The 15,490-nt window shown below is 72.2% G+C and carries 12 protein-coding genes; 10 read left to right on the plus strand and 2 right to left on the minus strand.

The annotated features are described in order from the left end of the window. Nucleotides 1-175 precede the first annotated feature (175 nt). Nucleotides 176-937 carry an SDR family NAD(P)-dependent oxidoreductase gene (locus BL253_RS25920; RefSeq protein ID WP_076819923.1) on the plus strand — a complete coding sequence of 254 codons (762 nt, stop codon included), beginning with the start codon at nt 176-178 and terminating at the stop codon, nt 935-937. Nucleotides 938-952: 15 nt separating this feature from the next. Here the strand turns inward: BL253_RS25920 and BL253_RS25925 are convergent, their stop codons facing one another. Further along, nucleotides 953-1,834, minus strand: coding sequence for a TIGR03854 family LLM class F420-dependent oxidoreductase (locus BL253_RS25925; RefSeq protein WP_076819924.1), 882 nt, complete (start codon nt 1,832-1,834; stop codon nt 953-955). A 269-nt stretch (nt 1,835-2,103) separates the two neighbouring features. Next, nucleotides 2,104-4,995: a non-ribosomal peptide synthetase gene (locus BL253_RS25930; protein WP_081438694.1), complete on the minus strand. Its 2,892-nt coding sequence runs from the start codon at nt 4,993-4,995 to the stop codon at nt 2,104-2,106. Nucleotides 4,996-5,376: 381 nt separating this feature from the next. Between BL253_RS25930 and BL253_RS43025 the strand changes: the two genes are divergently transcribed. The 9 genes from BL253_RS43025 to BL253_RS25970 all read left to right on the plus strand — a co-directional run bounded on the left by BL253_RS43025 (nt 5,377) and on the right by BL253_RS25970 (nt 15,347). Then, entirely contained in the window at nt 5,377-5,523 is a 147-nt protein-coding gene (locus tag BL253_RS43025) for a hypothetical protein (RefSeq protein WP_198946398.1), read from the plus strand. Then, nucleotides 5,520-6,080, plus strand: a complete 561-nt coding sequence (locus tag BL253_RS25935; protein WP_076819926.1) for a hypothetical protein — start codon at nt 5,520-5,522, stop codon at nt 6,078-6,080. Before BL253_RS43025 ends, BL253_RS25935 begins: the two co-directional genes overlap by 4 nt. A gap of 435 nt (nt 6,081-6,515) precedes the next feature. Further along, nucleotides 6,516-8,207, plus strand: a complete 1,692-nt coding sequence (locus BL253_RS25940) for a hypothetical protein (protein ID WP_241835129.1) — start codon at nt 6,516-6,518, stop codon at nt 8,205-8,207. A gap of 317 nt (nt 8,208-8,524) precedes the next feature. Next, nucleotides 8,525-10,600: a protein kinase domain-containing protein gene (locus tag BL253_RS25945; protein ID WP_420801719.1), complete on the plus strand. Its 2,076-nt coding sequence runs from the start codon at nt 8,525-8,527 to the stop codon at nt 10,598-10,600. 120 nt (nt 10,601-10,720) lie between these two features. Continuing rightward, nucleotides 10,721-11,524 (plus strand): class I SAM-dependent methyltransferase, encoded by an 804-nt coding sequence (locus tag BL253_RS25950; protein WP_076819929.1) that lies wholly within the window; start codon nt 10,721-10,723, stop codon nt 11,522-11,524. Between the two features lie 456 nt (nt 11,525-11,980). After that, nucleotides 11,981-12,505, plus strand: a complete 525-nt coding sequence (locus BL253_RS25955; RefSeq protein WP_076819930.1) for an OmpA family protein — start codon at nt 11,981-11,983, stop codon at nt 12,503-12,505. Then, nucleotides 12,502-13,305, plus strand: a complete 804-nt coding sequence (locus BL253_RS25960; protein WP_076819931.1) for a hypothetical protein — start codon at nt 12,502-12,504, stop codon at nt 13,303-13,305. The genes BL253_RS25955 and BL253_RS25960 overlap by 4 nt, the downstream gene beginning before the upstream one ends. A gap of 198 nt (nt 13,306-13,503) precedes the next feature. Next, a complete protein-coding gene (locus tag BL253_RS25965) occupies nt 13,504-14,100 on the plus strand; it encodes a hypothetical protein (protein ID WP_198946399.1) in 597 nt (198 codons plus the stop codon). 164 nt (nt 14,101-14,264) lie between these two features. Next, entirely contained in the window at nt 14,265-15,347 is a 1,083-nt protein-coding gene (locus tag BL253_RS25970) for a hypothetical protein (protein ID WP_076819932.1), read from the plus strand. Nucleotides 15,348-15,490 lie beyond the last annotated feature (143 nt).

Below are 15,490 nucleotides of genomic sequence, written 5' to 3' on the forward strand. Positions count from 1 at the left end.
AGGGCTCCCCGCCGATCAGGCCTCCCGCCCAGCAACCCCATGAATTCCTTTACCAGCAGCCAGGCGAGGGGTCCCCGCCGATCTGCTGCCGACACGGGCAGGGCGAAACGTGCAGAATCGCGTTCAGCCGGTGCATGGCAGATCGGTGGGGAAGCAGAGATCGGTGGGGAAGCGTATGAGCGTGCTCGATCGATTTCGGTTGGATGGGCGGGTCGCCATCGTCACCGGGGCGTCCGCCGGCCTCGGGGTCGCGTTCGCGAAGGCGCTCGCCGAGGCGGGCGCGGACGTCGCCCTCGGGGCCCGCCGGGAGGACCGGCTCAAGGAGACGAAGGCACTCGTGGAGGGCGCCGGCCAGCGGGCCGTCGCGGTACGGACCGACGTCACCGAGCCGGCCGACTGCCAGGCGCTCGTCGCCGCGGCGATGGCCGAGTTCGGCCGGGTGGACATCCTCGTGAACAACGCCGGGATCGGCACCGCCGTGCCGGCCACCCGGGAGACCCCCGAGGAGTTCCGCTCCGTCGTCGATCTGAACCTGAACGCCTGCTACTGGATGGCGCAGGCCTGCGGCCGGGTCATGAAGCCGGGCAGCAGCATCGTCAACATCTCCAGCGTCCTCGGCATCACGACCGCGGGCCTGCCGCAGGCGGCGTACTCCGCCAGCAAGTCGGGCCTGTTCGGCCTGACCAGGGACCTGGCGCAGCAGTGGGGCACCCGCAAGGGCATCCGGGTGAACGCGCTCGCCCCCGGCTTCTTCGCCAGCGAGATGACCGAGCAGTACTCGCCTGGCTACCTGGAGGCCCAGGCGCCCCGACGGCTCCTGGGCCGCACCGGCGACCCCGAGGAGCTGGCCGCGGCGCTGATCTTCCTCGCCAGCGACGCCGGCGGCTTCGTCACCGGCCAGGTCCTCACCGTCGACGGCGGCTTCTCCATCACCTGAGTCCGCGGGCGGCGGCTAGGTCTGCAGCGGCATGAGCTCGCGGGCGAAGTCATCCAGGAAGGTGGGCAGGCCCTCGGGCCGAATCATGGGGTAGATCACGAACTTGCTGACACCGGCGGCGACGTAGTCGGCGATGGACGCGCGGGCGGCGTCCCAGCCGACCGGGATGAGCACGCCGGGGTCGACGTCCGGGCGCCGCGCCCGGATGCCGGCCAGCTGCGCCGGTGGGATCTCGCCGAAGGCGACCCGCAGGCTCAGCCCGAAGTGCTCCTGATCGACGGCTCGGCCCGCCTCGGCCGCCGTCGCGTTGATGACCTCGATGCCCTCCGTCGCGTCGGCCGGGGTGACGAGGCTCGCGAGCCAGCCGTCGCCGAGCCGGCCGATCCGGCGCAGCGCCGCCGGGGCGGCGCCCCCGAGCCACAGGTCGAGCGGGCGGGCCGGCAGCTCGCCGATCCCGATGGCGTCCAGATGGAAGAACTCGCCCTGATGGGTGACGGACTCCTCGGCGAGGAGCCGGCGCACCACCGTCAGCGCCTCGTCGAAGACCTCGCCGCGGCGGCCCGGCGGCACCGGGAAGGCGCTGCGCTCGGAGGCGCGCGCCGGCCCCAGCCCGACGACCGGCAGCACGCGGCCGGGCGCGAGCGCGGCGAGCGAGGCGACCTGCTTGGCGAACACCACGGGGTTGCGGCCGGGCAGCACGGCGACACCGGTGCCGACCTTGAGCCGGTTCGTGCGCGCCAGCGCCCAGGCCATCCCCATCATCGGGTCCACGGTGCGCGACGAGAGCTGCTCGGACAGCCACAGCGAGTCGATGCCCAGCTGGGCGATCCGCTTGACCAGCCCGGACAGCTCGTCCCCCGGCGCCCCGGCGAACCCAACCCCGATCCGCACCTTCATATGCTTTCCCACCGATCCCTGCTTCCCCACCGATCCACTGCTTCCCCACCGATCCGCCAGGTTCCGTCCCACCGCCGATCCGTACATCCGGCGCAGTCCGACCACTTGGCAGATCGGCGGGGGCCCCGGCCCCACTTGGCGGATCAGCGGGGATCCCGACCCCACCAAACCTCAAAGAACCCATCGAGCTGCTGGGTCCCGTCAGACCGTTCGGCGCCGATTCGCGGCGTCCGACCCACACTAGGTCGGCAAGCCGCCCGGGAAGCGCGCTATTCCACGGCGTCGATCTGGGCGAGCTGCTCGCGGATGTCGGCGGCGAGCTGGCCGATGAGCGGCTCGCGCAGCACGTTGTCGTGGTTACCGAGGACCGTGCGCGCGACCGCGGCCCGGCTGGGGAGAAGAGGTGCCCACAGCCCGTCCACCGGGCGCAGGCCGCCGTCGGCCGCCTCCTGGGAGGCCTGCCACAGCAGCGCGCGGCCGGTCCAGGGCCGCGGCCGGTAGGCCACGGTGAGGACGCGGCCCTGGTTGAAGAAGGCGTCGTACTGGCGCATGCCGGGGAAGCGGACGACACCGGTCAGCGGAAGCCGCGCGAACTGGCCGGCCCGGTCCGCGACGACCCGCAGCGCGTCCGCCGGGCCGCTCGTACCCTCGCGCGGCTGGTGCGAGGGGCTGCCGTCGAAGACCGGCCCGGTCCACTCGCCGGCGGCGGCTCTGGGCCGTTTCGACGGCACGAGCGCCCCGCCCCTGGACAGGCGCATCCGGCCGGGCGGGGCGCTGTCGACGATGGTCAGCAGCGCGACCTCCTCCCCGGCGGCCCGCAGCTGGTGCGCCGCCTCGAACGCGACCAGGCCGCCGAAGGAGTGCCCGAGCAGCAGGTAGGGGCCGGCGGGCTGCAGCAGCCGGATGTGACGGGCGTGCCGCCGCGCGATCGCCCTGACCGACCAGTCGGGGACGCCACGGTGCTCGAGCCCGTGCGCCTGCAGCCCGTAGACCGGGCGCTCGCCGTGGAAGTTCGCCGCGAGCCCGAGCATCGCGATCGCGAGGCCGCCCGCACCGGCGAAGCAGAACAGCGGCGTCCCGGGGCCGCCGGTGCGCAGCGGCATCACGTCGGGGTGGCGCAGCGTGTCGACGCCGGCGGACGAGCGCGAGACGAGCGCGGTGAGCTCGGCGACGGTCGGCACCTGCGCGAGCGCCGAGGTCGGCAGCCGCACGCCCAGCTCGCTCGCCAGCCGGGCGGCGAGGTCCTGCGCGGCCAGGGAGTCGCCGCCGAGCTCGGTGAAGTCGTCGTGGATGCCGACCGTGTCCAGGTCGAGCACCCGCGACCAGATGTTCGCGACGGCCTCCTCCCAGTCGTCGCGCGGCGGGTCGCCGGCCAGCATCGGCGGCGCCGGCGGCAGCGCCATCCGGTCGACCTTGCCGCGCTCGGTGCGTGGCAGGGCGGCCAGCGTGACGATCGTCGCCGGCACCATGTACGAGGGCAGCCGGGAGCGCAGCAGCCGGCGGATCACCGCCGCGGACGGCAGGCTGTCCGGCGACGGCACGACGTAGGCGACCAGCCGGGGCGGGTCGACGCTCCGGTCCGCCGTCACGACGGCGTCGGTCACCTCGCGGGTGGCGAGCAGCGTGGACTCGATCTCGATCGGTTCGACCAGGTAGCCGCGGATCTTGACCATGCCGTCGAGGCGTCCGGTGATCCGCAGCAGGCCGTCGGGCCCGAGCCGGCCCATGTCGCCGCTCCGGTAGAAGGCGACGCCGTCCGGGCCGACGCCGAACCGCGTCGCCGTCTGCTCCTCGTCGCGCCAGTACCCGCCGGCCAGGTAGGGGCAGTAGATCACGACCTCGCCGGCCTCGCCCGCGCCCGCCGGACCGGCGGCCCCCGTCCCCGGCGGCGTTACCTGGGAGCCGTCCTCCCGCAGCAGCCGGACCTCCTTGCCCGGCAGCACCCGGCCGGCCGGGACGACGCCGCCGTCGGGGACCTCGTCGTCGCGCGCTATCAGGCCGAGCGCGGTGAGGCCCGACTCCGAGGAGCCGTAGGTGGTGATGATCCGTGCGTCGGCCGGCAGGTGGGGGCGCAGCAGGTGGACGTCACGGGCGTAGAGCGCCTCGCCGACCGCCTGCGCGTAGCGCAGCCCGTCGAGCACCTCGCCGTGGGCGAGCGCCGCGACGACGTTGCGCAGCAGCGACGGGGTGGCGCACAGGAAGGTCGGGCGTTCCTCGTGTAACCAGGCCGGCAGGTCGCGCATCCCGTGGGCCCTGGGGTCGTACATCGACAGCGTCGCCCCGCCCAGCAGGCTCCGGACGATGATGCTCATCCCGGAGATGAAGCTGTACGGGAGCAGCAGCACCTGGCGGTCGTCCGGGCCGAAGCCGACGGCGTCCTGGAAGAGCTGGTGGTGGAACAGGAAGGTGGCGTGGTTCCACACCACGCCCTTCGGGACCCCGGTGGAGCCGGATGTGAAGATCAGCATCGCCGGGTCATGGCCCCGCCGGCGGGGCGCGCGGGCCGCCGGCCGCGCGGCGGTGGCGACCGCGTCGAGATCGCCGCGATCGCCGGGGCCGTCGAGATCGTCAAGGCCGTCGGGCGTGCGGGCGGCCTGGGCCTCGTACCCGGCGCCGGGGCGCTCGCCGATCGGGAACGGCTCGACCCAGGAGGGAAGCAGGCTGGCCGGGTCGGGCGCCGCGTCCGACCCGTCGGCCAGGCCGCCGGCGCCACCGACGGTGGGCCCGGCGGACGGGCCCGCGCACACGCACAGGCCGGCGCCGGCCAGCTCGAGGATCCTGGCCATTCGCTCGGCCGGCAGGTACGCGTCAAGCGGCACAAATGGCCGACCCGTCTTGAGAATGCCGATCATCGCGACAACGGCGGCCGGGTCGTGCCCGAAAAGCAGCGCGACCGGGCGGGAGGCATCCGTTGTCGTGCTGGCGCGATCCAGCAGCCGGTTGGCCAGATCATCCGACCAGCRGTCAATCTCACCAAAGGTGAGAGTTCCTCTGTGTGAGCGAAGTGCCACTTCATCGGCACACTGGCGAGCGACGAAATGAACCGCTCGAGAACGTTCGCGTCCACCTCGTCCGCGGTGGTTGGTGGTACCCACACCCGCGGGCGCGTGACCTCCGGAGCCGCCGGTCTCGACGTCGCCGTCACGCAGGACCTCCGCCATTTTCCTGTTTCTTATTAACCATGGCCGACGGCTAGATATAGCACAGGCGGGTCATTGCGGAAACGACTTCAACTATCCAGTAACGGCACATTATGTTCCATCACGATGTAGAACATGAAGCTCACACACAACCGCCCGACGCCTCCAAACGCCAGAGCACGCAGGGAACATGTTTCGAGCAATTTTTGACGCGGACGAGCACTACGTCTCACCCTCAGCCGCACTCACCCGGTGCCCTCGGTCGCCCCGCGGGCGGAGCCGATCGGTCCGCCCCGGACCCCCCGCCCCGGACCCATGGACGGGTGAGAGATGTCGATGGACATGCGGGATCGATGGGGGAAGGCGATTGACCGACCACCGGCGGGGACCGACCCTGGATGCATGGGTGACATCGGCAAGCCGGAACGCATCGTCGAGGACGAGCCGATCTCCTGGCCGGATCAGGAGCCGCTGACCGTGCCGGCCGAACCGCTCGAGCCGGCGGAACCCGTCCCGGCCGGGGCGACGGCGGGCACCCGCGGGCGATGAGCCTGCTGGGCTGGCGGCAGTGGGCCGTCGACCGCGCCGGGCTGCTCCGGCCGGCCTGGACGCCCTGGACGCCCCATCCGCCCGAGCTGCTGCTGTGGCGACCGGACGGCCTCACCCGCGCCCACTGCCTGCGCGGCCCGCACGACGGTCCACCTGGAGAGCACGACGAGCCGACGGGCGAGCACGACGAGCCGCGCGGTGAGCACGCCAGGCCGCCAGACGAGCGCGACGGGCCGCCAGACGAGCGCGACGGGACCGGCTCAGGCCCCATCCCGGACGCGGAGTGCGGTTGCGGGCTATATGCCTGGCGCAACCCCGCGGAGCTGGCAGCGGCACCGCACCCCCGCTGGACGTCGCTACCGATCGTCGTCGGCGTCGTCCGGCTCGGCGGGCGAGTCATAGTCGGCCAGCGCGGCTACCGCGCCGAGCTCGGCTTCCCCGTCGCCGTCCTCGACTCCGCCGGTGTCGTCGCCCCCACCTACCAGCTGGCCCGCTACCGCGAATGGCGCGCCCTGGTCTCGGAGTGRCACTCGGACCCCTCCTCCGCGGCCGCCTAAAGCGGTCCCGACCGCGGCACGGCACCGGCACGGCACCGGCACGGCACGGCACCGGCAACGTCCATGGCCATGCCGGGCCAGAACCTGCCCAAGCGACAGGGTTACCGAAAGCGACCAATCCCCCATTACCGGTAAAGTTCCGGGCGACGCGTCGTGGGTGACGACGCGCGCGTGGCCTCGCTGGGCCGGTCTAGGGGTGATATGTCCGCCACCGACGAGCGTCCGATCTCCTCCACCCGCGAGGCGCGCGCCCCCTCGGGCACCGCCGGCCCGGCGGAGGCCCCCAGGCCGACGTCCGCCGAGCCGTTGTCACCGTTGTCACCGACGTCGCCGTTGTCGCCAGGTTCATCGGCGTCCGAGCCTGGCAGTCGCTTCCCCGGCTTGACGGGGCGCCGGCGGGCTGGGCCCGGGCATCGCCGCCGGTCACCGCGACGAGTGCCGCCCTGGCTGTCGCTGTCCGTCGCCTACTGCGCGCTGGCCGTGCTGATGCTGCGCTCGCTGTGGGGGGACCCGGGCGGCCGCGGCTACGGCGTCTCGGACGCGACGCTGTTCACCTGGTACATCGGCTGGGTCCCGCACGCCATCRGTCACGGGATGAACCCGTTCCTGACCGACCTGATCAACGCGCCGGACGGCGTCAGCATCCTGTGGAGCACCCCGGTGGTGCTGCTCGGTGTCCTCATCGCCCCGGTGACGCTGCTGGCCGGCCCGGTGGCCGCGCTGAACACCCTGCTCACGCTCGCCCCGGYCGTGTCGGCGATCGCGATGTACGGCGTGGCCCGCCGCTGGGTGGGAACCGGGCCGGCGGCGGTCGCGGGCCTGCTCTACGGCTTCAGCCCGTACATGGTCGGCGCCTCCCTCGGCCACCTGCACCTGACGTTCGCCCCGTTCCCGCCGCTGCTGCTCGCGCTGTTGCACGACCTGCTCGTCCGCGGCCGAAGCCCGCGGCGCACGGGGCTGCCGCTCGGCCTCGCCGTCGCCGCGCAGGCGCTCATCAGCGAGGAGCTGCTGGCGACGTCCGCGCTGGTGGGCACGCTGGGCCTGCTGATCCTGGCCGCCTATCACCCGTCGTCGGCGCTGGCGAAGGCCGGCCAGGTCGCGCGGATGCTGGGCTGGTGCGCGCTCGTCGCCGCCGTGCTGCTCGCCTGGCCGCTGGCGGTGCAGTTCTTCGGGCCGCACCGGGTCAGCGGCGCGATCCAGCCGCACGATGTCGCGGTCGCCGACCTGTTCACCTTCGCCGTGCCGACGCCGATGCAGTGGCTGGCGCCGGGCCGGGCGCTCGTCCACAGCCTCGGGTTCACCGGCAACGCCGTGGAGGTCAGCGGCTACCTCGGCGTCCCCCTGCTGGTGCTGCTCGCGGTCCTCGCCGTCCGGCTGCGCCGGGATCCGCTCGTCCGGGTCCTCATCCCACTGTTCCTCCTCGTCGCGCTGCTCTCGCTCGGCGGGCATCTGCACGTCGACGGCCGGATCACGCGTGTCCCGCTGCCGTGGGCCGCCGTCGAGGGGATGCCGTTGCTGGGCAGCGCGCTGCCGTCCCGGCTGTCGCTCTACCTGACGATGTTCGCGGGGCTGGCGCTCGCGATCTGGCTGGAGCAGCTCCGCTTCCGGCCGTCGCCGCGGCGCGCGGGCGCGGCGGTGCTGACCGCCGTCGCGCTGCTACCGCTCGCCCCGGCGTCGCTGCACGCCCGCGAGATGCGGGCGCCGGAGTTCTTCACGACGGCGGCGGTGGACGTGATCCCGCGCGGCTCCACGGTGCTGGTGGCGCCCTACCCGCGGCCGGACATACCGGCCGCGATGCTCTGGCAGGCGCACGCCGGCTACCGGTTCAGGCTGGCGGGCTGCTACTGCACCGTGCCAGCGCCGAACGGCGGGGCGCAGTTCCACGGCGCCGCGAGCCCGCTGACCACCGCCGTGCTGAGCGTGGAGGCGGGCACGCTGACCCCCGCCGAGGCGCTGGCACTGCCGGGCCTGCGTGCGGCGTACGCGGCGCTGCACCCCGACGCCGTCCTCGTCGGCCCGGCGCGCAACCGGGCCGCGCTGGTCGAGCTGGTAAGCGGCCTCACCGGCCACCGCCCGGTCGACGAGCCCGGCGACGTCGCGCTCTGGGCCGAGACCTTTCAGCCCTGAGGCAGTCCCTTCCATCTCGCGGCGGGCTTACGGTGACTCGGACGGTCAAAGGGCGTACCGGCGGCGCACGGCGAATGGTGTCTTTGAGTGACGATACGGATTCATTCTGTAGGCGCGAGTCGGTATGCCGACAGAGCTGGGATGGGTGCTGACGACCGGCCAGAGTAGACGCGAGAAGCTGTTCGAGACGGCTGCCCAGATTGCCGTCCGGGATGATGGAATGGCGGYGGGAATGCCCGTTCGGGCCGGAGGGGCGGGGAAATGCTCGCCCTCCGCGCCCGCGGCGGCACACGTCCCAACGGCGTTATGGGGGTGACGTGACGGCCGGTCCAGCCGCAGTCCGGGTAGTGGCGGGACGCTACCGGCTTCTCGCTCCGCTGGGTGCGGGCGCGATGGGGACCGTCTGGCGTGCCTACGACAAGCTCCTCGAGGCCGAGGTGGCGCTCAAGGAGATCGAGTTCGCCGGCGGCGTGCCCGACGAGGAACGCGCCGACCGGGTCGAGCGCTCGCTGCGCGAGGCCAAGCACGCCGCGAAGCTGCGCGCGCACCCGCACGTCGTGACGATCCTCGACGTCGTGCTGGAGKACGGCCTGCCCTGGATCGTCATGGAGCTGGTGGCGTCGCGGTCGCTGTTCGACGTCGTCCGCCAGGACGGGCCCCTGCCGCCGGCCGAGGTCGCCCGCGTCGGCCTCGCGATGGTGGACGCGCTCTCGGCCGCGGGACGGTTCGGTGTCATCCACCGCGACGTCAAGCCGTCGAACGTGCTGATGGCGCATGACGGCCGGGTCGTCCTCACCGACTTCGGGATCGCGACCGGCGACGGCGATCCGACACTCACCGTGACCGGTGTTATCGGTACCCCGCTTTACATGGCTCCGGAACGGCTGAACAACGAGCCAGCGACGTTGGAATCCGATCTATTCAGTCTCGGCGGCACCCTTTACTTCGCTGTGGAAGGTCAGGCGCCGTTCGCGCGGGAAAGCTTCAGCGCGATGCTCGCGGCGATCGTGCTCGCCCCGGCGCCACAGCCGCGGAACGCGGGGCCGATCACCGCCGCGCTGCTCGGCCTGCTGGAGAAGGACCCGAAGACGCGGATGCGCCCCGCCGCCGCTCGGCAGATCTTCCTCGACGCGATCCGCGCCGTCGACCCGAGCTACGTSGACGTCGACGCGACGGCCACCGCCCCGCGCCGCGTCCGCGGCACGACCGTCGACGTCCCGCCCAGCCGGCCGGATACCGACGGGCTCCCGGTCACGGATCCGCCCGCTACGGGCCGGCCGGAGCCCGGGCAGGTGGGAACGGGACGCCCAGCCGGCGAGACCGTCCGCCCCGCGGCCGGTACCCCGGTTCCCACCGGATCAGCGGGGCCTCGGGAGACCAGCCGGGACGCCCGAGTCGACACCGCCCGGGCCGACAGCACCTCCCGGGCCGACAGCGCTCGCTCCCAGCCGGCGGGAAGCCGGCCCAGGCCGCCCGCGGAGCTCACCGCCCTCGAGGAGGACGGCGCGATCGCGCTGCGCTGGGCGCCGTCGCCCACGCCCGGCGTCGTCTACCGGGTGTTCCGGCTGATCGCCGACCCGGCCGCCCCTGGGGGCTGGCGCTCCCGCGGGCTGGGCACCACCGCGGTCACCGAGCTGTTCGACGCCGGCGTGCCCAAGGGTGTGCCCTTCCGCCACCAGGTCGTCGCGACGTTCCGCGACGCGACCGGGCACTCGGGCGGCGGTGGCGGTACCAGCCAGGAGCTGTCGCCGGCCGCGTCGACCCCGGTCAGCAGCGTGCCCCGCATCCTGGTGCCCAGGGTGACGGCGCTGCGCGCCGACCTCGTCGACGACACGGTGGCGCTGTCCTGGCGGCCGATCCCCGGCCACAACGAGGTCGTCATCGAACGGATCTTCGACGAGTCGTCGTCCCTCCACGGGGCGATGCGCCGGTTCCGCGGCTCCGGCGGCCAGTACCTCGACACCGACGTCCAGGCCTTCGCGACCTACCGTTATCGCGTCTGGGTGGCCCCGCCCGTCGCCAGCGCCATGTTCGACCCGTCAAGCTGCGCCGAGGTGACCATCACCGCGGTGCCCCGCCCGCGTCCCGTGACCGACCTCGAGAGCAGGGCGACCCTCGGCGGCACCGCGCTGCGCTGGACGACGGCGCCGGGTGCCGTCGTCCGGATCTACGCGACCCCGGCCGCGACCGGGTCGGGCCTGTCCGGCACGGGGCCCTTCGGGCCCGTGGACCACGAGGTACGCGTCGGCTCGCTGGAGGGCCGTGCCCGGCTCGTCTGCGAGAGCCGACGCGGCCGGTACCTCGACACCGAGGGCGGCGCCGAGGTCGTCTACACCCCGGTCAGCGTGGCCGGCGACCGCGCCGTCATCGGCGCGGCCGTCATGCAGGCCTGACGGCCCAGCCGACCGGCGGACGGCGGGGCGTCGGGCAGGCGGGCAGGCGGGCAGGSCAGGCGGGCAGGCGGCATCGAGCCTGCTGGTGGGTCTCCGGCGGGCGCGCGGGAGACTGGGCTGGTGAGTGACGCGGCGCTGGTGCGRTACGAGGCGGTCGACGAGGCGACGGCGCGGACCGCGAGCCGGCGCTACTGGGAGGACGAGGCGAGCGCCTACCAGCGCGAGCACGGCGCGTTCCTCGGCGACGTCGACTTCTGCTGGTGCCCGGAGGGGCTGCGCGAGTCCCAGGTCCGCCTGCTCGGCGACGTGGCGGGACGCCGGGTACTCGAGGTCGGCTGCGGGGCGGCGCAGTGCGCCCGCTGGCTCGCCGCGCACGGCGCCCACGTCGTCGGCGTGGACATCTCCGCGGGCCAGCTCGCCCACGGCGTCGAGCTCGGCCGGCGTACCGGGATCCCGGTGCCGCTCGCCCAGGCCGACGCGGCCGCGCTGCCCATCGCCTCCGAGTCGGTCGACCTCGCCTGCTCGGCGTTCGGCGCGGTGCCGTTCGTCGCGGACAGCGGGGCGGTGATGCGCGAGGTCGCCCGGGTGCTGCGGCCCGGCGGGCGCTGGGTGTTCWCCACCAACCACCCGATGATCTGGTGCCTGCCGGACGAGCCGGACGAGGCGGGGATGCGGGTCATCCAGAGCTACTTCGACCGGCGCGCCTACCTGGAGCGCGACGGGTCGGGCCAGCCGGCCTACGTCGAGACGCACCGGACCATGGGCGACCGGGTCCGCGAGATCGTGGCGGCCGGGCTCAYGCTGCTCGACGTCGTCGAGCCGGAGTGGCCGGAGGACAACCACGAGGTCTGGGGCCAGTGGGGTCCCGTCCGCGGCCACTACCTTCCCTCCACCGCGATCTTCGTCACCGCCAGACCGCGGTGACCCGGTGACCCCGGTCGCCCCGGGCTCGGCACCGCCGGGTGAGCGGCCCGGCGTCCCAGGCTTTTGGCGATCGAACAAGGCCCAAGGTCCCGGCGGCGGGACCGATCGGTAGGCCGCGCAGCGGCGCGGGGCGCCCGGCGCGGCCATGGTCATGTCACGCGGGATCACCGCTGCCCACCGCACAGCGTCGTGCCAGGTCACCCAGGATGCGGGCTCCTCACGAACGGTCGCCCCAAGTGCCCGACTAAGGTGGTTGATGGCGAAGAGTCGCACTGGCACCACTCGACCCACGAGTGACCCATTCGACAACGCCGCACGCTTCCGCCCCACTTGGAGAACAACGAGCCGGCCTGCCGCAGGCCGATCCGGCTTGCCCCGTTATGTTTGGCCCCGCGTTCGCCGTAAGGGGCTGACTGTGTACCACGCCAACCTCACTACCGGGAGGAATCGCCCACGATGCGGCTCATCCCGGTGATTCGCCTACGTGCCGCGGTCATCCTGGCTGCTGGCGCGCTTGTCGCCACGGCTGCCGGTTGCTCCAGCAGCGGCGATGACGCGACCTTCACCCCGGCGGCGGCGGGCGCCCGAGCAAAGCCAACCATCGTCCCCAACGAGCTGCCACCGATCGGCAAGTTCATCAGGCAGTCCGACGGCAGCTCGGTGACGACGGTCAGCTCGGACTACCTGTTCGACGTCGGCAGCGACAAGTTGGTTCCAGAGGCAAGCCAGGCCCTCGCCGAGCTCGTGCCCACTCTGCGCGAGCACGCGGGAAAGATCCAGATCGTCGGGTACACCGACGGCCTCGGCGCCACCGACGCGAACCTGGAACTGTCCAGGCGCCGCGGCGAGGCGGTGAAGGCCGTACTGGTAGAGGACGGCATCGACGGCTCGGTCCTTCAGGTTGTCCCGAAGGGTGAAGAGGGCGCGCAGGATGGCGCGCCGGACTCCACCCGCCGCAAGGTGGAGATCGTCCTCAAGTGAACACCGAGAACGCCCGACCCCTCCGCCGCCTTGCGCTGGCCGTCGTCGGCCTGCTGGTTCTGATCCCGGCGCTGTCCGGCTGTGATCTCAACAGCCTCCTCGGCAAAAAGCCCGGCGACTGCGCCAGCTACCAGGAGAAGAAGAAGTCCGACAAGGCGATGCCGCTCCTGCTCATCCTGCTCGACCTGTCGAAGAACTCGGCGGCCACAGGCCAGCAGGTCGCGACGGCGCTGCGGCCATATGTCGACACCGCGCTCGCCAAGGGCTCGTACGTCAAGATGATCTCGAGTGGCGGGGCCAGCGCCGGGACCATGACATTCTCCTGTTTCTCCGCGGACAAGCCGTACCTGGTCAAGCGGGCGAACTCGAATCGGCAGACCAAGGACCGGGACGCGGGCAGCACCGCGCTGCAGAAGCAGATCAGCGAGGCCGTGCAGGAGACCCCGGTCAGCACGACCGGCAGCGTCACAAGCCTTCTCGGTGCCGTGAACGACGACATCCAGTCCCTGCGCAACACCCCGGACGTGAAGATCAGCGACATCACCGTCCTGGTCTGGAGCGACCTCATGGGCACGGGTGAGCAGGGCGACTGCATGAACCTCGACAACAAGCAGGCGACCGTGGKCGTGGCGGAGGGCATCGTCGAACGGTGCTTCGCCACGTCACAGATCACCGCCGTCAAGGACACCAAGATCAGATTCATCGGCGGTAACCAGGGCGACCTGACGCCACCCCAGCAGGATCTCGCKCGCTATCTCAGGGGCGAGCTATGTCGGCGGTTGAGCAATGACTGCAGCTAGCCGCCCGGCGGCCACCGTGAGCCGCGTGGTTTCACCCGCTTGGGTGATGCCACGCGGCCTTGCCGTCGGCGGGACCAAACCGGCCGCCACGGGCTACGCACGCACCAGGGCCACCCAGCCAGCAGCAGGCGCGCTGCCACGCCGCCTGTACGCCGCCGGAGGCCTCATCCCTGAGGGTCATGGACCGGAGGCACCGGTATGAGCATTTACGATCATCAGACCAGGCCCGTGAATGAATCGGCCACCAATCCGGACGGGTCGTTCATCGCGTCCACGCAGACGATGGCGCGCGGGAAAAAGGCCCGCGGCAGCGCCTTCAGCGAGGCCCGAGACCAGCACTACGCGCCGGCACTCATGCGGTCCACCGTCGTCATCTTCATCTGTGGCCTCTCGATGGTGCTGGTCGTCGGCTTCCTGTGGCTCACGATGCCGTCCTCGTCGTCCATCCGGGTCTCCGTCAGTGGTTCGATCTTCGTAACGGCGATCGGCTTCTTCCTGTCCGGCAACACCTTCCGGCTTCGTGACGTCCGTCGGCGCATCGGCAACCGCGCCCGGGCGGGCCTCATCGCGCCGATCGACGCGCTCTCCGAGCTCCCGCCGCGCGACACCATCCAGCGCCGCTTCATGATCGGCGCGGTCGCGGCGTTCGTGGGCCTGTCCGCGCTGGTCTTCATCGCGGTCTTCGCGAACGGCGATGAGGGTTCCGGCAGCGAGACGGCCATCGCCCCGATCATCGGGGCCATCTTCGCGATGCTGTGCTTCCTCGCCGGCAGCTACTCCCGACCGATCGACTGACGGCGGCGACGCCCGGCTGATGCGCATGCCCGCTCGACGACCGACTCAGGTAGTTCCCGTCCAGGCCGAGGTCCCCCGCCGGCCCCGCACACCGGCCAGGACAGACGCCCCGGCCCTGAACCACATCGACACAGGCACGAAGAGATACGGAAAGCGAGACCCAGGTGCTGCGCAGGGGTAACCAGCCGGGGAAACTGGCTAAGCAGCTGATCCGCCGGGTCGGGGACGCCGACATCGCGCTGGCCGGCGCCGAGACCCGTCCCAAGGTCCTCAAGACCCTTGAGGACGCGGAGGTTCAGGAGATCCGGGCCGCGACCCGGGCCGACGCGCGCTCCCTCGAAGAGGAGATCGCCGAGCTGCGCACCGAGATCGACGCTCGGGCGGAGCGGCGCGAACGGCAGTCCGAGCTCATGCGCCACAAGATCGAACAGGGCCGCCTGTGGCGTAGCGTCGGTATCCAGGAACGCATTCCCCAGCTGCACCTGAGCAGCGGCGCCCGCGCCGTCGTGCTGACCGTGCTCGCCATCCTCGACTTCTACGTGTTCGCGCTCGCCATGGCGACGGTCACCAACGTCGCGAACTACTCGGTCGAGTGGTTCGTCGGCGGCGTCCTCGGTCTCGCCATCTTCGCCATCGGGTTCGTGCTCGCGCACGCCATCAAGGCCCGGATCCTCTCCAAAGCGCAGCGCCAGTTCCTGGCCGCGGCGGACAAGGGCACTTTGATCATCGACCCCGAGATCCGGCCGCAGCTGGTCGACTCGCGGTCCTCCGCGATGGCGCTCACCCTGACCGGGATGATCTTCATCGTCATGCTGATCGTCAGCATCGGGGTGCGGATGAGCGGCGGCAGCGACGACCAGTACGGGTCGCTCATGGCGGTGTTCCAGGGCCTGATCCCGCTCATCAGCGTCGGCGTCGAGCTCTACCTGCACGACCCGACCGAGCGCGACGACCCGATGCCGAACTGGCGGGACCGGCGCCTCGAGCGTCACCTCGCCAAGGCGGAGCGGCGGCTGCGCGTGGTGGCCGCGCAGGTCGAGGCGCGGGTCGCCCAGGTCGAGAAGCTCTACCGCGTCGAGGAGGCGATCCTCGACGTCGAGCAGAAGGACATGGGCCTGCGGCACACCACCGACCTGGTCCTCAACGGCGGCCACATCCCGACGGTCTCCAGCAACGGCCGGGTGGCCGAGGTCGACCGCGACCAGCTCGAGAAGACCATCAAGATGGCCCGCAGCAGCCGCTCCTGACGTCTCGACCGCCACACCGCCACGACCGGCACAGCGGCTGGCACTGACCTTGCACGGCCAGCACGACGGCACCGGAGCACTCGGCCTGGGTGCCGGGACGCGGACGACGGTTCGCGCCCCGGCACCCAGGCTTTTTGACGCCC

The sequence above is a fragment of the Pseudofrankia asymbiotica genome (genome assembly GCF_001983105.1).
Taxonomy (GTDB): Bacteria; Actinomycetota; Actinomycetes; order Frankiales; family Frankiaceae; genus Pseudofrankia; species Pseudofrankia asymbiotica.

Bases quoted from the DNA above. Each gene is read 5' to 3' on its own strand.
- BL253_RS25955 (WP_076819930.1), top strand. From the start codon at position 11,981: ATGCGGCTCATCCCGGTGATTCGCCTACGTGCCGCGGTCATCCTGGCT.
- BL253_RS25920 (WP_076819923.1), top strand. From the start codon at position 176: ATGAGCGTGCTCGATCGATTTCGGTTGGATGGGCGGGTCGCCATCGTC.
- BL253_RS43025 (WP_198946398.1), top strand. From the start codon at position 5,377: ATGGGTGACATCGGCAAGCCGGAACGCATCGTCGAGGACGAGCCGATC.
- BL253_RS25965 (WP_198946399.1), top strand. From the start codon at position 13,504: ATGAGCATTTACGATCATCAGACCAGGCCCGTGAATGAATCGGCCACC.
- BL253_RS25925 (WP_076819924.1), bottom strand. From the start codon at position 1,834: ATGAAGGTGCGGATCGGGGTTGGGTTCGCCGGGGCGCCGGGGGACGAG.